This window comes from Bradyrhizobium sp. AUGA SZCCT0283, from assembly GCF_018130385.1.
In the GTDB taxonomy this organism is placed as follows: domain Bacteria; phylum Pseudomonadota; class Alphaproteobacteria; order Rhizobiales; family Xanthobacteraceae; genus Bradyrhizobium.
On record NZ_JAFCLU010000030.1, the window covers coordinates 62247 to 80737 of the forward strand.

Sequence of the window (18491 nt, forward strand, 5' to 3'; positions counted from 1 at the left end):
CGTCTTCTCGTCAGGCGACCTGCTCCTTGCGGCCGGCCGGGGCGGCAACGACCGCGCCCTCCCGCTCGAACGCGTCGATCTGCGCCTGGTCAAAACCATGTTCGCGCAGCACCTCGCGCGTATGCTCGCCATAGACGGGCGCGCCCGAACGCACCTTGCCGGGCGTCGCCGAGAATTTGACCGGTAGCCCGATCGTCTTCACTGGTCCGAGCGTCGAATGTTCGACCTCGACCACCATGTCGCGCGCCAGCGTCTGCGGATCGCTCAGCGCTTCCAGCATGTCGTGAACGGGGCCGCAGGGCACGCCCTTCTCGTCAAGTGCCGCCAGCCAATGCGCCCGCGTCTGTTTCCGGAAGCGGACGCTCAGTTCGGTTTCGAGTTCCTTCAAATGCGCCATACGGTCGGAGCCGTTGACGAAGCGCGGGTCGGAGGCCAGTTTCAGCGCATCGAGCGCTTCCAGCATCAACAGCCAATGCTTCTTGTTGGCGCCGCCTACCACGAGCCAGCCGTCGGATGCTTCGAACGCCTGATACGGCGCGTTGAGCGGATGGGCCGAGCCCATCGCGCGCGGCGCCACATTGCTGGCGAGCGCAATCGTCGACTGCCAATAGGTCTGCACCAGCGCCGCCTCGTAGAGCGATGTCTCCACCCATTGCCCTTCACCGGTCTTGAGCCGGTGCGAATAGGCGGCAAGGATGCCCATGCTGGCCAACAGTCCGGCTGTGATATCGGACAGCGGCGGACCGCATTTCACCGGCGGGCCGTCCGGCCGTTCGCCTGTAAAACTCATGATGCCGCTCATCGCCTGGGCGACCAGATCGAAGCCACGGCGATGCCGGTACGGGCCGGTGCGGCCGAAACCGGACAACGAGCAATAGATCAGCGCCGGAAAATCCCTGTGCAGTTCCTCATAACCGAAGCCGAGCCGCTCCATCGCGCCCGGCGCGAAATTCTCGACCAGAACGTCGGCGCCGGCGATCAGCCGCCGCAGCACTTCCTTGCCGCCTGCGGTCTTCAGGTCGAGCACTATGCCGCGCTTGTTGCGGTTCATCATCAGGAAGGAAGCCGCCTCGTCGCCGATCTTCGGCGGCACCGAATGCCGCGTGTCGTCGCCATTCGGCCATTTCTCGATCTTGATGACGTCAGCGCCCATGTCGGCGAGCATCAGGGTGCAGGTCGGCCCCGCCATCACATGGGTGAGATCGATGACCTTGAGGCCGGCGAGCGGTCCCGAACGCTGTGTCTTGTCGTTTTGAACGGACATTAAGGGCCCCTACTGACCGCGCCATTGCGGCGCGCGCTTGGTGAGAAACGCGTCGAGCCCTTCACGGAAATCCCGGCTGGTGTAGCACATCAGGATGAGGTCTTCGCCCTCCTCGCGCGTCAGCCGCTTCTGCAACCGGGCGACCGCCTGCTTGGTCGCGCTCAGCGTCAGCGGCGCGTTGCCGGCAACGAGCCTTGCGATCTCATCGGCGCGCGTGTCGAGCGTGGCCAGATCATCGACGACTTCCGTGAGCAGGCCCACGGAGGCCGCTTCCCCGGCTTCGACAAGACGTGCGGTAAAGATCAGATCCTTGACGCGCGCCGGACCGATCAACGCGGTAATGCGGCCGACATTCGACATCGACAGGCAATTGCCGAGCGTGCGCGCGATCGGAAAGCCCATCCGCGTGCTCCTGGTGCCGATGCGCAGGTCGCAGGCGGCCGCGATCCCCGCGCCGCCGCCGGTGCAGGCGCCGTTGATGGCGGCAATGGTCGGCACCCGGCACGTTTCGAGAATGCCGAGCACGCGGTCGATGCGGTTCTCATAGTCGAGCGCGTCCTGCGGCGTCTTGAAGGCACGGAACTGGTTGATGTCGGTGCCTGCGGCAAACGCCTTGTCGCCGGCGCCCCGCAACACCAGCACCTTGATCGTTTGGTCGCGGTTGGCGCGTTCGCAGATCTCGGCCAGCCGCTCATACATCTCGAACGTGAAGGCATTGCGCGCCTGCGGCCGGTTGAAGGTTACCCGGCCGATCCCGTCATCGAGGATAAACAGGAGGTCATCCTCTCGCCCCGTTAGTTCCTGATCCACGTCGCCATCCCCTGCGTTAATCGATTTTAACCAATTCTGAATGCAAAAATATGATTTAGCAAGCTGGAACCAGTATAAATCCGGTGATATAGCCATTTTTGCATTCAAATTGGATATTTTGGGCGATGCTTCATGAGGAAGTCGTAGGCCGCGTCCGCGCCATGCTGCTCGATGGCGAGATTCCGCCCGGCGCGCGGATTCCCGAGCGCGACCTCTGTGAAAAGCTGCAGATCTCACGCACGCCGCTGCGCGAAGCCCTCAAGGTGCTCGCCGCCGAGGGCCTGGTCCAGTTACTGCCGAACCGCGGCTCGCGTGCGGCCAGGCTGACCGACAAGGACATGCGCGACCTGTTCGAGGTGTGCCAGGGGCTTGAAGCGCTGGCCGGCGAACTCGCCTGCGAACGCATCACGGATGCCGAGATCGCCGACGTCGCCGCAGCCCACGCCGCAATGGTGCGGCACTACGGAGACCGCGACCTTCTGCAGTACTACCGCTGCAACCGCTATATCCACGAGGCGATCATCGCCGCGGCCGGCAACCCGGTGCTGTCCGGCCTCTATGATTCCGTCACGGCCCGCATTCGCCGCGCGCGCTACGTCACGCCAATGACGCCGCGGCGCTGGGCGCTGGCGGTGCAGGAGCACGAAGCGATCCTCAATGCGCTGCAACGCCGCGACGGCGTGGGGCTGTCGCATATCCTGCGCGCGCATCTGCGCCACAAGCGCGACGAGGTCCTGCAGGCAGGCTTCGCAGAGACCGAGCCTCAAGATCAGGCTCGCGACTAATAGCTGCGTCAGGCTTGGTGCCGATCGAAGCGCACGTCCATCTCCATTGGCGAATTCGACCGCTGACGCGCCCGCACCGAACGGCTCCGGGCTTTTGCGGAGTAGTTTTCTCCAAACGATAACCACCCGTTCACCATGACGGCGAATCCCGCCGTCCGATCAACCAAAAACTTCACGCCTCAAGTTCCCTTATACCTTTGATGCCTAGTCATACCTCCGGGGATGGCTGCCATTTGCCGTGTAGTTGGGACGTCCCTGCGTAAGAGTAGTAAAAGCGTATGAATATCGCACGTGTCGTCGTTCTGATCATCGCCTTGAGTGCCGGCGGTGTCGCCGCCTATCTCGCCCGTGGCACGGAAGAAAAATCGCGCACCGTGGCCGAACCGGTCGCGCAATTGCCGACGGCGGAAATTCTGGTCGCGAAGTCCGACATCGGGCTCGGTCAGCCGGTCAAGCCCGAGGACCTGCAATGGCAGACCTGGCCGGCTTCGGCCGGCAATAATCTGGTCAACCGCGCCAGCAGGGCCGACGCCATCAAGGAAATCGCTGGTTCGATTGCGCGCGCTCCCTTCATCGCGGGCGAGCCGATCCGTGAGCAGAAGCTGGTCAAGGCCAACGGCTCCGGCTTCATGGCGGCCATCCTGCCGACCGGCATGCGGGCGATCTCGACCGAGATCTCGCCGGAAACCGGCGCCGGCGGCTTCATCCTGCCCAACGACCGCGTCGACGTCATCCTCTCCAAGCGCGAAAAGAATCCGGACGGCAAAGGACCCGATGTCGTCCAGTCGGAAATCATTCTCTCCAACATCCGTGTGCTGGCGATCGATCAGGCGCCGAAGGAAAAAGAGGGCGTCAACACCCTCGTCGGCCGCACTGTCACGCTCGAACTGAAGCCCGAGCAGGCCGAGACGCTGGCGCGCGCACGCCAGAGCGGCACGCTGGCGCTCGCGCTGCGCAGCATCACCGATGTCAACGCGACGGCCGAAGGCCGGTCCGAGGATCAGGTTAAAAAACGAAGCGAGAGCGTCAACGTGGTTCGCTACGGGGTCGCCAATCAAACGACGGCACAGAAGTGACCGAAAGGACGCCCGAGATGAAGTTTGGGGAAAATCAGTCAGCGATGCGAACCGTAGCGGCGCGCACCCTGTTATTGTCGGCCGTCGCCGCGCTGACGCTCGCTCCGCTGCTGCCCGTCGTCGCAGCCGAGTCTGAAAAGGATCCGGTAACGACCTCCGCCCTCGGCTCGGTCAAGATGCGCTTCCTGTCGCTCGGCATCGGCAAGTCGATGGTCGTCGACCTGCCGCGCGAGGTGAAGGATGTGCTGGTCGCCGATCCGAAGATCGCCAATGCCGTCATTCGCTCCCCGCAACGCGCCTATATCATCGGCGGCGCGGTCGGCCAGACCAACGTCGTGTTTTTCGACGGCGATGGCCAGCAGATCGCTTCCTACGACATCGCAGTCAAGCGTGATCTCAACGGCGTGCGGGCCGCGCTGCGGCAGTCGATGCCGGGGATTCAGATCGAGGGCGTCGGCGACAGCGTGCTGCTGACCGGCTCGGTGTCGAGCCCGGTCGAAGCCCAGCAGGCCGGTGAAGTCGCCGCGCGGCTGGTCGGCGGGGCCGACAAGGTTGTCAACTCGATCGTGGTTCGCGGCCGCGACCAGGTGATGTTGAAGGTCACTGTCGCGGAAGTCCGGCGAGACATCGTCAAGCAATTGGGTGTCGATCTCAGTGCCAGCATGAATTACGGCACCGCGGCGGTCGTTTTCAACAATAGCAATCCGTTCACCGCCAGCAATGCTCCGCTCGTCTCCGGCAACGGCTTGGCCGCGGCGGCTTTGAACAAAGCTGGTCTGCCGTCGGTCACCGCTACCCTGCGCGCGATGGAGAGCGCGGGCGTGGTGCGGACGCTGGCGGAGCCAAATCTGACGGCGATCTCCGGCGAGTCCGCGACATTTATTTCAGGCGGCGAATTTCCCATTCCGACCGGCGTATCCTGCCAAACGACGACGGCGGGCGCGATCGGACAATGCGTCCAGACGGTCAGTTTCAAGAAATTCGGCATCTCGCTCAACTTCACGCCGGTCGTGCTGACGGAGGGACGGATCAGCCTGAGGGTGATGACCGAAGTGTCAGAAGTCTCGACCGAAAACTCTCTGACCGGCGGCCAAAACGGAACAACCATCCCCTCGATCAAGACGCGTCGCGCGGAAACCACGCTGGAAATTCCGTCCGGCGGCTCAGTCGCGATGGCGGGACTGATCCAGGAACAAACCAAGCAGGCCATCAACGGATTGCCCGGCGCGGACCAGATACCGATTTTTGGAGCGCTTTTCAGGAGCCAGGACTACGTCAACCATCAGACCGAGCTGATGGTCATCGTGACGCCCTATGTCGTTCGGGCGGTGGCGCAGAAGGAACTGTCGCGGCCCGATGACGGTTTTGCGCCGGCATCCGATTCGCAGTCCGCTTTGCTCGGGCGCATCAACCGGATCTACGGCGTCGCCGCCCGCGTCGATCCCGTCGGCGGGATGCAGGGCAATTTCGGCTTCATCATTGATTGAGATGCATGACTGTTCACCGAGTGGGGACGAGGACAGAACGATGACAACGAGAATTCCGATCCATCGCGTCAAGGCCTTGCCGATGCTTGGCGCCCTGCTCGGCCTTTCGGCCGCGCTCGGCGCCTGCGTGCCGCACACCACGGAAATCGTGACCTCCAGCGTTGACTACCGCCACCGTCATCCGATTGCGGTGACCGAAGCCGACCGCTCGATCGTGGTGTTCGTCGGTCATGCCCGCGGCGGCCTCTCCGGGTCGCAACGCACCGACGTCATGGGACTGGCGCAGACCTGGGTGCGTGAAGGCACCGGCGCTGTTATCGCCGATGTGCCGATCGATACGCCGAACGCTCGCGCGGCCGCGGCTTCGTTCCGGGAAATCCAGTCGGTGCTGATGGCGGGCGGCGTGCCCTCGCGCGCCATCACGCTGCGTCACTACCGGCCCGACGATCCCCGTACGCTGCCGACGATCCGGCTCAGCTACCCGAAGATTACGGCCGTGGCCGGACCTTGCGGGCTGTGGCCGCAAGACCTCGGACCGAATATCGACAATGTCGCCTACAATGAAAATCGCCCGTACCACAATTTCGGCTGCGCCACCCAGCGCAACCTTGCTGCAATGATCGACAATCCCGCCGATCTCGAACAGCCGCGCCCCGAGAGCCCCGCCTATACGTCACGGCGCGATATCGCCTTTGACAAATACCGCAAGGGCGTTTCGACAGCGACCACCTATCCCGAATCCGACAAGGCCAAACTCAGCGATACAGGCAAATGATCAGCCGCGTCTTTCAAAACTCAGACGATCAACTCGACGATATGCCGGCGCAGCCCGAGGAATACATCTCGCCGGCGCCACGCGTATCGGTGCAGGCCTTTTGCGCCAGTGTCGCAGTCGCAACCGCGGCGCGCGCGGCGAGCGAAGACCGCCGTCTCGGCAAGGCCCACCTTTCGGTTCACATGGGCGGCATTGCCGCCGCCATCGAGGCCTACCACACGGCGCCGACACCGAACGTCATCGTGCTGGAGACCGAACCCGGTTCCGATATACTCGAAGGGCTCGATGAACTCGCGAGCGTCTGCGACGCCGGCACCCGCGTCGTCGTGATCGGCAACGCCAACGACGTCACGCCCTATCGTGAACTGGTGCGGCGCGGCGTCAGCGACTACGTGACCGGACCGGTCGAACCGATCGACATTGTGCGCGCAATATGCGGTCTCTACGCGGCCTCCGAGGCCGTGGCCGTCGGCCGCATCATCGCCGTGGTCGGCGCCAAAGGCGGCGTCGGAGCCTCCACCGTCGCGCACAACGTGGCGTGGGCGATCGCGCGCGATCTCGCGCTGGATTCCGTCGTGATCGATCTCGACCTTGCCTTCGGCACCGCCAGCCTCGATTACAACCAGGATCCGGTTCAAGGCATCGCCAATGCGGTCTTCCAGCCAGAGCGGCCGGACTCCGCCTTCATGGAGCGTCTGCTGGCGAAGTGCACCGACCGCCTCGACCTGCTGGCGGCGCCGGCAACATTGGACCAGGTCTATGATTTCGGCGCCGATGCGTTCGATGCGATCTTCGATACGCTGCGCATGACGACCCCCTGCATCGTGCTCGACGTCCCCCATCAATGGTCGGCGTGGACCAAGCGCACGCTGGTCGGCGCGGACGACATTCTGATCGTCGCCGAGCCCGATCTCGCCAACATGCGCAACGCCAAGAACATGCTGAACGTGCTGAAGGCGGCGCGGCCCAACGACCGGCCGCCGCTCTACTGCCTCAACCAGGTCGGCATGCACAAGCGTCCGGAGATCTCCACGCGGGAATTCGCCAAGGCGATCGAGAGCCAGCCAATCGCGGCCATTCCGTTCGATTCAAAGATGTTCGGCACCGCCGCCAATAACGGCCAGATGATCGCGCAGATCGCCGCCAAGCATCGCATCACCACGATGTTCCTGCAGATGGCGCAACGCCTGACCGGCCATGCCGTGACCAAGCGGTCCCGGACCTCGTTCCTGGCGCCGATCATCAAGAAGCTGCAAGGCGCGACGGCCCGCAGGGCCTGAGCAAACAACGACGGCGGCGGCAGCGCCTTGAGCGCTGACGCCTAGTCGGAGCGTCCGGCCGCGGCGATCGGCATCTTCTCGACCTCGGCCCGCGCGTTCTCCTTGTCTTTCCGCGACAGCATCCGCTTCAATTGCGCGACGTTGGCGGCAGCCTCGGCGGGCGGCAGATCGGCCTTGGCGATCTTTTCTGCTTCGGCAAGATTTCCCTTCAGGCCAACCGCCAGCGCCAGATTGGCGCGCACGCGCGGATCGGTCCCGGCCAGGCTGTGGGCGCGGCGCAGCGTCTCCTCAGCCTTGGACAGATCCTTGGAAAGCACATAGGACAGTCCGAGATTGGACAGCACCAACGGCTGGTCGGGAGCGATCTTCAGCGCGCTTGCATAATATTGCCGCGCCTCCTCGTATCGGCCGAGTTGGTCCAGTGTCGCTCCCTGCGCCGAGAGCAGCCGCCAATCGGGATCGTCGGGGCTGTGGGCGCGGCCGAGCACGTCGAAGGCCTGCTGAAAATTGCCGTTATCCACCAGCGCGCGGCCGTAGGCGGCGAGCAGTAGCTTGTTGCCGGAATGGGCGATGGTGGCCTGTTCGAGCACCGCAACCGCCTGCGCCCGCTGTCCTGACGCGCGCAACGCCTTGCCGTAGTTCAGCGCCGCGTCGGCATCCTTCGGATTGGCGCGATAGCGTTCCTGGTAGAGTTCGACGTCGCGGCGCGGATCGCTGGCGCGGCCGGTATCGGCCTTCTCGTCGATCGAACCGGTAATGTCAGATAGTCCCGAGGTCTGGCAGCTGCCAAGCCCCAACGCCAGGATCAGGGTCGACGTGCACGCAAAAAGCCGCGCGGCGCGGGATGGATGGGGCAACTTCTGTCGCATGTAGCTGGACTCACGGCGGCAACTGTCCAGGAACACTCACAGCTTAACCCTAAGTTCGGGTTAAGTTGGCCTGCTTTTGCGGTAATCGATGACCTTTGCGGCCCGCTGTGCGTCGGCCAGGCGCGTGCACCCTGCCCGCGCCGTCTCATACCGGCGCAGCCGAGCGGCCTAGTCGACGAATTGCGCGCCGAGTTCGCAGCCGATCCGCCAGGCCAGCCGGCACTGACGCGGCCTACCCTCCGAGAAGATCACCGTAAATTCGGAAGGAATTTCGGGGTATTCGGCGATGATCTTCACACCGCCATCCGACACGTCGGAAATCATGCAATCGCGCGGCAGCCCACCGGTCGCGAATTGTATTTTTGCAAAGCTTCTGCACGCCCGACGTTCACTGCTGCGACGATTCGCATACATCTCGATCCCTGACCCTGCTCGTGTGATTCACCCGATGGAGCACTAGCTTTACCGAAGAATTGTTGGAATTGGCCTATCGCAACGGCTTGCAATGTAACTGATACGTTTGAACTCCGTTTACCGAGCCCGGCCCTCCGGCTGAAGGCCGAGCTCCTCGAACGCGTCTGCGGCGGCGGCTCGCGGCACAATTTCCGGCAAATTAAAGGGTTGATCCCCCCTCGCTAGGCGATAGCCTGACCCCTCGACTCGATTTGGCGGAAACGAAAAGCACATGGGAAGTCTGGTTCTTCTCGACCTGATGGGCGGCGTCGCGCTGCTGCTGTGGGGCCTGCACATGGTCCACAGCGGGATCCTGCGCGCGTTCGGGCCAAACCTGCGCCTGTTGCTGGCAAAGGCCCTGAGCAACCGCTTTACCGCCTTTGGCGCCGGCCTCGGTCTGACCGCGCTGCTCCAGAGCAGCACCGCGACGGCGCTGATCACCAGTTCGTTTACGTCGGAGGGGCTCGTCAGCCTGGTGCCCGCGCTCGCGATCATGCTCGGCGCCAATGTCGGCACCACGCTGATCGTGCAGATCCTGTCGTTCAACATCGCCGCCGTGGCGCCCGTGCTGTTCATCATCGGTCTGGTCGCCTTCCGCAGCGGGCCCCGCTCGCGCGTCAAGGACATCGGCCGCGCATTTATCGGGCTCGGCCTGATGCTGCTGGCGCTGCATATCCTGCTCAATACGCTGGCGCCGGCGGAGAACGCGCGGGGCGTGCGCGTGTTCATGAACGCCATCACCGGCGATCCCGTGCTCTGCATCCTGTTTGCCGCGATCGTGACCTGGCTGGTGCATTCCAGTGTCGCCAGCGTGCTGCTGGTGATGTCGCTGGCCTATGCGCATTTCGTCACGCCCTCCGCGGCGCTGGCGCTCGTGCTCGGCGCCAATCTCGGCAGCGCCATCAATCCGATCGTCGAGGGCGCGCGCCGCGACAATCCCGCCAGCTACCGCCTGCCGCTGGGCAACCTCGTCAACCGGCTTGCCGGCATCCTGCTGGTGGCGCCGTTCCTGCAGCCGATCGCGGACCTTCTGATCTCGTGGCAGCCGGATGTAGCCAAGGCGACCGCCCTGTTCCACATCGCCTTCAACCTTGCGACCGCTCTTCTCTTCATCGGCCTGCTCGACGGTATGGCGCGGCTGTTGAAGACGTTGCTGCCCGAGCGCGTCAAGGAGGCCGACGCGTCAGGGCCGCGCTATCTCGACGAGAGCGCGCTGGAGACGCCCTCGCTCGCTCTGGCCGATGCCGCCCGCGAGACCCTGCATATGGGCGATCACGTCGAAATCATGCTGCGCAAGGTGATGGCGGCGATGATGACCAACGATCGGGCGCTGGTCGACCAGGTCTCGCAGATGGACAACAGCGTCGACAGCCTCGACGAGGCGATCAAGCTCTACGTTACAAAACTCACCCGCGGCAGCCTCGACGAGCGCGAGGGACAGCGGGCGATGGAGATCGTCTCCTTCGCCATCAACCTCGAGCATATCGGCGACATCATCGACAAGAATCTGAGCGAGCTCGCCACCAAGAAGATCAAGCGCCGGTTCCAGTTCTCGGCCGAGGGCGCCGAGGAGCTGTCCGCCTTCCACAAGCGCACGATGGATTCGCTTCGGATCGCGTTCGGCGTCTTCATGTCCGGCGACGTCAACGAGGCGCGAAAGCTGCTGGCCGAGAAGGCCGTGCTGCGCAATGCCGAACTGGCCGCGACCGAACGGCATCTCGACCGCCTGCGCGAGGGCCGGCCCGAAACCATCGAGACCACCTCGCTGCATCTCGACGTGCTGCGCGACCTCAGGCGCATCCACTCGCACATCTGCTCGGTCGCCTACCCCGTGCTGGATGCCGCGGGCGAATTGGCCGCCTATCGTTCGACGGAGAACGATCTGGTGGCGTTACCGGCGCCGGTGCCCGGCCGCCCCTGATCAGCGGTCCAGCGTCTTCGACGCCTTGCCGCGATGCTTGACGATCAGCATGATGTTTCTGATGTAGATGATCGTGGCCGCCGCCTGGCCGACGATGATCACGGGCTCACGCTTGGCGATGCCGTAGACCAGCGTCATCAGCCCGCCTCCCATCGAGAAGAACCAGAACGCCATCGGGATCACGCTTCTTCCGGCGCGCTCGCTCGAGATCCACTGCACCAGGAAACGGGCGGTGAACAGCAATTGCGCGACCAGCCCGAAGGCCAGCCAGAAATCGAACTTGGCGACGAAGACGTCGTAGAGATAATCGCCCAGCGCCTGGCCGTATTGAATCAGCATCAGAGAACCTCGGTCACAGCGGGCGTCGGCTTCTTGCGGCGGATCAGCCACCACACGCCGGCAAGATCCATGATCCCGATCCATAGCCGGTCAAAGAAGCCGTAATTGGACACGCCGGAATGGCGCGGGCGGTCGATCACGTCGACATAGGCGATGTCAAAGCCTTCGCGGCGTACCAGCGCCGGCAGGAATCGATGCAGACCATCAAAATAAGGCATCGAGAGGAACACCTCGCGCGGGAACGCCTTCAGCCCGCAGCCGGTGTCGCGGGTGCCGTCGCGCAGGATCGCATTGCGCACGCCGTTGGCGATCCTTGACTGCAGTTTCTTGAAACCGGTGTCCTTGCGCCCGACCCGCTGGCCGGCCGCGAGGCCGACGCGCCCGCCGCCGTTTTCGACCGCCGCGATCAGGTCCGGCAGGAACACCGGATTGTTCTGGCCGTCGCCATCCAGCGTCGCCACGATGGCGCCGCGCGCGGCCCGCACCCCGCTGCGCACCGCCGCCGATTGCCCGGAAGAATGGGCGTGTTTGAGTTGCCGGAGCTGACGGTGCTGCTTCATCAGATCAGCCAGCCGTCCGGCGGTCGCGTCCGTCGAGCCGTCGTTGACATAGATGATTTCGTAGACCCATCGGCCATCGAGCGCGCTGACGATTTCCGCAACCAGCGGCGCGACGTTCTCCGCTTCGTTGCGCACCGGCACAACGATGGAAACGGCGACCGCGTCTGTGTCGGAAGGTGTCAAATCGGCACTCGTCTGGTTGGTTTGGGAGAACCCGGAACCGGGTGTATCGGGCCGTCGGGCGGCGTCCGCTTTTATGGGGCCAAAGCGCCGCGGGCAACCCTTTTGAGGCGCCCGGACGAGGGCCCGACAAGGGCCACGATGCTGCCGTCGCGCTGGATCGCAAATCCGAGCCGCCGGGCCGCAAACCAGTATCGCACGAACATCGTACCGACGATCCCGACCATCGCGCCGGCCACGACGTCGCTCGGATGATGGGCCAGCAGCACCAGACGGGTCGCCGCGATGATCAGGGCATAGACGGCCATCGCAACACGAGCCTGGGGCCATACGGCCGACACGGCCAAGGCGAGCGCAAAGGCGGTCGTGGCATGCCCGGACGGGAAACTGTAATAGGCCGGGTTTCCCGCAAAATGCGAGAAGTGAAAGGCGTCGGCCTCGCCGCCGACAAAGGGCCGGCCGCGGCCGATACTGTATTTCAGCACTTCAGTGACCAGATTGGACACGGCGACCGCGCAGAAAATGAACTGCAGCCGCGTTCCAAGACCAAGCAACAGCGAACGCTGGATGCCGCGCAAGGCCGGCGAGACGATCGCGACCGCGATCAGCAATCCCCCCAACACCGCCAGCACATATTCGTCCTTGCCGAAATCGGTGAGAATGCGAACCCACCACAGCGACGGGGTGCCGCGTTTCGGCATCTGGGCGATTTCCCACGCGTCGATCGCGTACATCAGCACGATGATCGCTGCACCGAGACCGGCCGACAGCCACAACACGTGTCGCGGCGCCCGCCGCGCCGCCTCGGCGCGCCGTGAATGCGACGGCGAGCGCACGAGTTGCGCCAGCGACAACCACGCCAGCTTCGCGAAGCGCGAAGCATAATTTTGGGATTCGCCAACCACGGAGTTTGCGGACATTCTACTCCGTGCCTTCCGAGCGGAAGATGGCGATCTCGATCGCCTTTCCTTGCGAGATGTTATAGCCCTCGATCCGCTTCGCCACATTGTAGCGCAGCCCGATCGCTTCGGCGCGCTGAACGAAGGCGCGTTCGGTGCGCGATTCCACCAGCGCGAAGCGGCAACTGCCCTGCCCGAGGAAATCGGCGGCGCCCGATCCGTCGGTGAGCAACGTGCTGGTGCCGGTCATGAAGACCAGGCTGGGCTCGTGAAAACCGGCTGCCGCGGCCCTTGGCCCGACGCAGACCACGTTGCGAAGCGCACGCGCGACCTCCGCGCTCGGAAACATCGTGGTCAGCGACGGCATGACGACGCCGTAGATTCCGACCGCCAGAAACATCGCCGCAATCACCGCATTCAACAGCGAGCGCTCGGCGCGGCTGTCCTCGAACATCCACCACGCGATCAGGCCGAAGATCATCGCCGCCGCCAGGAACGGCCAGGCCGGAAAGGCGGGGTAATGCGTCAGCTTGATGGCTCCGATGACGGCGATCACGGATGCCCCCGCCGGAATGACAAACCACCAGGCCGCACCGCGCATCAGCCAGGACCGCGACAGCACGCGGCGCTCCAGCGCGCCGGCGGTGAGGATCGCAATCGCCGGATAGAGCGGCAGCACGTAGTGCGGCAGCTTGGTCAGCACCAGTTCGAACACGATCCAGGACGGGACCAGCCACGCCAGCAGATATTGCGCGCCGGGCTCCCGCCGCGCACGCCATACCGCCGGCGCCGCCATCCCCGCCAGCGCCGCACCCGGCCAGAACGTGACCCAGAACAGCAGCAGATAGAGGCCGGGCGGTGCGCCGTGGGATTCCTGCGCGCCGAGCTTGCTCAGCATGTCGCCGCCGAGCGAATTGGAGAAGAACGCCTCGCCCGCGCGCCAGAAGATCGCGACGAACCATGGCAGCACCAGCACCAGCGTCCACATCAGCCCCCAGACCGGGCGTAGCCGCCACAGCCATGCCGCCGAGCGGTCTAGGATCGCCAGCGCCAGGATGGTCAGCCCGACGAACATCAGGATCAACGGCCCCTTGAGCAGGATGCCGCCGGCCAGCGCGGTCCAGAAGATCGCGGGCACGCTCCAGGGCGGATGCACCGGATCCTCGCCGCGTTGCCAGGTGAGATACACCCGCGCCATCGCCCCCATCGCGGCGACTACGGTCAACAGCAGCATCGCGTCCGTTTTGGCGAGCCGGGCTTCGGCGCCGAGCAGGACAGAACTGCACATCATCAGCGCCGCCAGCGCGGCCCCGCGCCGCGTGACGAAGGCGAGCGCCGTCCAGTAGGTCAACAGAACGGCGCCGATGGCGCCGATCAGGGAGGGAATCCGGTAGAGCCAGATGCGCAACTGCGCCCGCGGCAGGCCGAGCGACGAGGCGGTTTCGACCACGGCGGCCTGTAGCCAGTAGATGCCGACCGGCTTCTTGTAGCGGACGTCGTCCTGAAAACGGATGTCGACGAAATCGCCGCTTTCGACCATCTGCTTGGTGGCCTGCGCGAACCGCGCCTCGTCGCGGTCGATCGCCGGAATATTGAAGAAGCCGGGCAAGAACAGCACGATGCCGCAGAGCACCAGGAACACGATGGCGCGAAAATGGTTTGCTGTCGCGAAGTCGAACGCCGCGATCAGCCTGCGGCTGGAATTCGCAGGTTTTACAGGCTGTTGGCCAGCTCCAAAGCGCGGGGGTTGCAGGGTTTCAGCCATCTTGTTCGCATACGATGAAACCGCACTGCAAACAACACCACAGATCCGCCTAACCTGTGGTCGCTGGACGCTTTTTTGTCACTGTATCCGGATCACGACGGTATCGGCGGCCCCCGTCGCGTCGATCACCGTCAGGCGGGCAAAACCTGGCCCGGGCGGATCGACCAGGCGCTGGCGCCGGCTGTCGATTTCGCCGACCGAGGCGCCGTTCAGCATGATGGTCAGCGGCAGCACGCCGCCCGCCACCTTGACCGGCATCGGCGCGGCCTGCCCGCCACCTGAACGGTCGACGTCGATCCGCGAGCCGTTCAGCGGAAACTGGATGCGCGGCATCTGATCGTTGCCGGTGCGGATCAGTTCGCCGACGGGGCGGAAGCGCCGCAACGGCAACGGCAGCTTGGCGTTGCCAGCGATCAGCGCACCCTTCGGCGCCTTCGGCAGTGCCGCCGGGATCTTGCCGGTGCGCGCAAACGCGTCGAACAGGATCGGGGCTGCGGCGGTGCGGCCGACCAGGCCCGGCACCGGCGCGCCGTCGGGACGCCCGACCCACCCGCCAATGGTGATGCGGCCATCGAAACCGACCGACCACGCGTCGCGGGCCGGCTCTGCCTGATCGAGGCGTTTGGATCAACCTTCGTTCCGGTTCCGCTTATTGAGTTCGCGAAATAGATGCCGGCGAGACCGAAACAAAAGCGTCACGCGGATCGCTGAACACAAAAGTTCACAAACGCGCTGCAAGCAACAATCATAAACTTGGCTTCCGCCTCATCGATGTTGCTGGCTTCGGTTAAGGAATGACGGATGCCGCCTTCATCGCTGGTGTAGCCATAGAGTTTGCTCATCGCATCTTTAAGCGCAGGGTGCATTGGTATCTTGTCGTTGATGACTTTCAAGGCATCGCCAAGCGTAGCCTTGGGGTTATCGGCTATAACTCGCGCTATCGACTCGACCGCGCTAATGGACTCCTTGATGCTGTTCCGGTAGTCCGGTTGAGGTTTTCGGGAAAACAGAACTATTGCAGTCTGTATGTGCTCCCGTGCAGCGGAAAACCGGGATGGCAAAGAAGCAGCGGCAGCGACCTCGCGAATCTCTACGGGATCGGTAATCGGTACGAACTTATTTTCGATTATGCGGTATCCAGATTTCTCGCGCCCTAAAAAGAATGAAACTCGCCTCGCAAAACCCGAACTCTCTTCGAGTGATAAGAGAAATTCCAAAAGATTATAAACGTCGTACCATTCAGCTCCGTAAAACCATCCTTTCAACCTCTCCATCACCCTGGGTGAAGTTAGGGGAATTTCGTCGCTCGTCTCTTTAAGGACATTTACGTAAATGCCTCGCACCACCCTTTCAAACTTCTTATTGCCGGCGAGATAATGCTGATTAGTTGCTAGAGGAAATTCAAGGCACGCTTGCCATAAGCCATTCCTCAAATCGTCATCAATGCCATCGACCTGAAGGACGGTCTTTGGTTTTGTAATGCCCAAGCGATCCGAAAACGACAATTGAAATGCTCCAACCGAAGGCCCCAATCAGAAAAATCGCGGCAAGCCGCCTTGGCCAGTAATCGCCGCCATCCGGCTTGTTGCCAGTTCCCTGTTGGGGCTGCTCGCCGTCGCCGGCGCCGCTGCAACGAACACTATGATCCAACACCGACGGTACGGGGCTTACCAAATTGTTTGTTTAGAGCGTCTAGGCGAGGCTCAAGAAGGCTGACCATATGTGTCTCAGCTTGAAAGTAAGAGGGATAGATCACGTCGATCATTGGCTTTCGCACGCCACGGTTCCAGCGTTGAGCTTCACCGGTGGAGTATTTCCGTTTTCCCTTCTCAAAAAGCTCCCGGTAGCGGAATGGCGAGATACCTAAGAAACGTTGGAAACTCACGAGGCGTCCCTTCCCATCTCCGTCAACTTCAATTGAGTCTGAGTGAAGTTCCTCTGCATAGCTTTTGGGATAAGGCTCAATAGAAACGACACGCTTTATTCCCGCCGCAACGATGTGTTTGGCACATAGGTGGCAGGGAAAAGTCGTGCAATACAATATTGCCCCAGAAATCGATACGCCTTTTCGTGCGGCATCTGTAATCGCAGACATTTCCGCGTGTATGTCGCGACCAAATTCGATAAGGTCCATTACTTTCGAGTTCTTCAGTCCATACGCCGATCCGTCGGCCAACCATTCGTCGGCAAGCGTGGTAGAGTCCTTGTTCCCGCATTGCTCTTTGGATAATCGACCAGCCCGAAACATACGATCGATAAAATCTGCCACGAGTTCGCGCTTCTTTTCATCGTTTGGATCCCTGCCGGCCACGAAATCTCTCTGATCCGCCGCGTCTCCGCTCCAGTATGTTCCGCCCCCAGCTTTCGGCACCTCATTGCATCCAAGCGATGCGATCTCACCGGATGAATGAAAAATCGCTGCGCCAACCTGCCGAGTCAGCGCCGACGATCTCAACGAAGCTGTTTTGGCAAGATACATCCCGTATTCGTCATGACTTGGTGACACATGATTGTCGCCAAACAGCGCGCGAATAAAGCGGTCAACAGTCTCCTTGCATGACTTTCTGTCGGGTGCCTCAACAAACATATCTGCCAGAGGAAAGGCATCCCTCACGTTTTGACCATGCCCCTTGTCGCCTTCCATTTCATCTTGCTTTACCAAGGTGTTCGCGGCGTTTTCAGCCTCAGCATTAGAGCCCAACCGCCGTCGAGACTGCGTCTCCTTCACAGCAATCCGACGTTTTCGGTAAAGCTGGGGTTCGTAAGCGGAAATCTGAATAAATTGGCGTCCATAAACGGCGCGCATTAGCTTGATTTCTTCTGGGCGCTTAAACTGACGAATTATGTAAGCTCTTTTCGACAATGGCTGCTCAACACTCCCGCCAGTCGTCGCCCTGAATTGCCGGATGGCGCTGATTGCCAATATGGCCAACGCATCGTTTCGACCTAATTGCTCCCGTACCTTGTTGGCGTAGTCAATTCGCTGTTGGAACGACTCAACGTATCCGGTAGCATCTAGCGGCAGGCCGATCTTGACCTCACGCATAAGTTCGGTGATGCGAAATACCTGTGACTCATACCCAACGCTGCGTAGCGCATCGATGAGTTCTTCAGTTACAGATTCGAGATCGACCCCAATCGGACCAACCAAGCCGAAGATAAGTTCTGGATGGTCATCGAACGGCAAATTGTCTTCGGATTTGGAACCAATCGTAGTCTCAGGTTGTTCGACCATTTCTCATCCTAGATTTGCTCGTCTGAAATACATGTTCTGGAATTCTTCATTTGTCGCTGACACTTAAAGTCTGGAAGAGGCTCTCATGGGCAACGTAAAGTTAGAGCCGGGGTGGCTTGCCAGGGACGTTATTGAAGCCGCACGCCGCACCCACGAATTGGAATCAGAAAAGAAGCAAGCCCGCTCGGATTACGAGAATCGCATCAACGATGATCGTACCAGTAAGCCCGATTTGGCCAAGAAGAGCTAAGCTTCAGCCGGTTTCACCCGTCATTCCCCAAGTTTTGTTGGGGCGGAGAGCCAGTGGGTCAGCTTGTTGGTTCGCATGCACTCCCAATCGTGGTCCATCATTCACTGAAAAACCTTAGATTGCGCAAAGTAATAGTTGAAAGTTCAACAGTCCAGAAAGGACAAGTTTCCTACAAACCTGACTATTCACTGCAAGCAGCACAGATTGCGCTACCCGACTGTCCCCGGTCGCTTTTTCCTTACTGTACCCGGATCACAACGGTATCGGCCGCGCCGGTCGCGTCGATCACCGTCAGGCGGGCAAAACCTGGCCCGGGCGGATCGACCAGGCGCTGGCGCCGGCTGTCGATTTCGCCGACCGAGGCGCCGTTCAGCATGATGGTCAGCGGCAGCACGCCGCCCGCCACCTTGACCGGCATCGGCGCGGCCTGCCCGCCACCTGAATGGTCGACGTCGATCCGCGAGCCGTTCAGCGGAAACTGGATGCGCGGCATCTGATCGTTGCCGGTGCGGATCAGTTCGCCGACGGGGCGGAAGCGCCGCA

Annotated in this window: 17 protein-coding genes and 2 pseudogenes; 7 read left to right on the forward strand and 12 right to left on the reverse strand. The window is 62.3% G+C overall.

Features of this window, described 5'->3' with window-relative positions:
* Positions 1-10: 10 nt before the first annotated feature.
* Positions 11-1264 carry a CaiB/BaiF CoA-transferase family protein gene (locus JQ624_RS30355; RefSeq protein WP_212422586.1) on the reverse strand — a complete coding sequence of 418 codons (1254 nt, stop codon included), beginning with the start codon at positions 1262-1264 and terminating at the stop codon, positions 11-13.
* 9 nt (positions 1265-1273) lie between these two features.
* Positions 1274-2074, reverse strand: a complete 801-nt coding sequence (locus tag JQ624_RS30360; RefSeq protein WP_212422587.1) for an enoyl-CoA hydratase/isomerase family protein — start codon at positions 2072-2074, stop codon at positions 1274-1276.
* Positions 2075-2199: 125 nt separating this feature from the next.
* Here JQ624_RS30360 and JQ624_RS30365 point away from each other — a divergent pair, with 125 nt between their 5' ends.
* The 5 genes from JQ624_RS30365 to JQ624_RS30385 all read left to right on the forward strand — a co-directional run bounded on the left by JQ624_RS30365 (position 2200) and on the right by JQ624_RS30385 (position 7477).
* Entirely contained in the window at positions 2200-2859 is a 660-nt protein-coding gene (locus tag JQ624_RS30365; RefSeq protein ID WP_212422588.1) for a GntR family transcriptional regulator, read from the forward strand.
* Between the two features lie 278 nt (positions 2860-3137).
* Positions 3138-3935, forward strand: a complete 798-nt coding sequence (cpaB, locus tag JQ624_RS30370; RefSeq protein WP_212422589.1) for a Flp pilus assembly protein CpaB — start codon at positions 3138-3140, stop codon at positions 3933-3935.
* Between the two features lie 17 nt (positions 3936-3952).
* Positions 3953-5422, forward strand: coding sequence for a type II and III secretion system protein family protein (locus JQ624_RS30375; RefSeq protein ID WP_212422590.1), 1470 nt, complete (start codon positions 3953-3955; stop codon positions 5420-5422).
* A 40-nt stretch (positions 5423-5462) separates the two neighbouring features.
* A complete protein-coding gene (locus JQ624_RS30380; RefSeq protein WP_212422591.1) occupies positions 5463-6197 on the forward strand; it encodes a CpaD family pilus assembly protein in 735 nt (244 codons plus the stop codon).
* On the forward strand, positions 6194-7477 hold the full coding sequence (locus JQ624_RS30385) for an AAA family ATPase (protein WP_212422592.1): 1284 nt from the start codon (positions 6194-6196) through the stop codon (positions 7475-7477). Before JQ624_RS30380 ends, JQ624_RS30385 begins: the two co-directional genes overlap by 4 nt.
* Positions 7478-7518: 41 nt before the next feature.
* On the opposite strand, the gene JQ624_RS30390 is transcribed toward JQ624_RS30385, so the two are convergent.
* Positions 7519-8346 (reverse strand): tetratricopeptide repeat protein, encoded by an 828-nt coding sequence (locus tag JQ624_RS30390; protein ID WP_212422593.1) that lies wholly within the window; start codon positions 8344-8346, stop codon positions 7519-7521.
* A gap of 168 nt (positions 8347-8514) precedes the next feature.
* Positions 8515-8760, reverse strand: a complete 246-nt coding sequence (locus JQ624_RS39555) for a PilZ domain-containing protein (protein ID WP_108519442.1) — start codon at positions 8758-8760, stop codon at positions 8515-8517.
* Between the two features lie 271 nt (positions 8761-9031).
* On the opposite strand from JQ624_RS39555, the gene JQ624_RS30400 reads away from it, so the two are divergent.
* Positions 9032-10720: a Na/Pi cotransporter family protein gene (locus JQ624_RS30400; protein WP_212422594.1), complete on the forward strand. Its 1689-nt coding sequence runs from the start codon at positions 9032-9034 to the stop codon at positions 10718-10720.
* Here the strand turns inward: JQ624_RS30400 and JQ624_RS30405 are convergent, their stop codons facing one another.
* The 7 genes and pseudogenes from JQ624_RS30405 to JQ624_RS30435 form a co-directional block, all read right to left on the reverse strand.
* Complete coding sequence (locus tag JQ624_RS30405; RefSeq protein WP_212422595.1) at positions 10721-11059, reverse strand: lipid-A-disaccharide synthase N-terminal domain-containing protein; 339 nt, start codon at positions 11057-11059, stop codon at positions 10721-10723. It lies immediately after the preceding gene.
* The gene (locus JQ624_RS30410; protein WP_212422596.1) at positions 11059-11802 is read right to left on the reverse strand and encodes a glycosyltransferase family 2 protein; all 744 of its coding nucleotides are present in this window, start codon (positions 11800-11802) and stop codon (positions 11059-11061) included. Before JQ624_RS30410 ends, JQ624_RS30405 begins: the two co-directional genes overlap by 1 nt.
* A gap of 71 nt (positions 11803-11873) precedes the next feature.
* Positions 11874-12719, reverse strand: a complete 846-nt coding sequence (locus JQ624_RS30415; protein WP_212422597.1) for a phosphatase PAP2 family protein — start codon at positions 12717-12719, stop codon at positions 11874-11876.
* Between the two features lies 1 nt (position 12720).
* Positions 12721-14463 carry a glycosyltransferase family 39 protein gene (locus tag JQ624_RS30420; RefSeq protein WP_212422598.1) on the reverse strand — a complete coding sequence of 581 codons (1743 nt, stop codon included), beginning with the start codon at positions 14461-14463 and terminating at the stop codon, positions 12721-12723.
* Positions 14464-14541: 78 nt separating this feature from the next.
* Positions 14542-15060: pseudogene (locus JQ624_RS30425) on the reverse strand (penicillin-binding protein 1C); the annotation flags it as partial.
* A gap of 98 nt (positions 15061-15158) precedes the next feature.
* Entirely contained in the window at positions 15159-15968 is an 810-nt protein-coding gene (locus JQ624_RS30430; RefSeq protein ID WP_212422599.1) for an AbiJ-NTD4 domain-containing protein, read from the reverse strand.
* Between the two features lie 134 nt (positions 15969-16102).
* On the reverse strand, positions 16103-17698 hold the full coding sequence (locus JQ624_RS30435; protein ID WP_212422600.1) for an anti-phage dCTP deaminase: 1596 nt from the start codon (positions 17696-17698) through the stop codon (positions 16103-16105).
* An 85-nt stretch (positions 17699-17783) separates the two neighbouring features.
* Between JQ624_RS30435 and JQ624_RS30440 the strand changes: the two genes are divergently transcribed.
* On the forward strand, positions 17784-17948 hold the full coding sequence (locus JQ624_RS30440; protein WP_212422601.1) for a hypothetical protein: 165 nt from the start codon (positions 17784-17786) through the stop codon (positions 17946-17948).
* 238 nt (positions 17949-18186) lie between these two features.
* Here the strand turns inward: JQ624_RS30440 and JQ624_RS30445 are convergent.
* Positions 18187-18491 (reverse strand): annotated as a pseudogene (locus tag JQ624_RS30445) (penicillin-binding protein 1C); the annotation flags it as partial.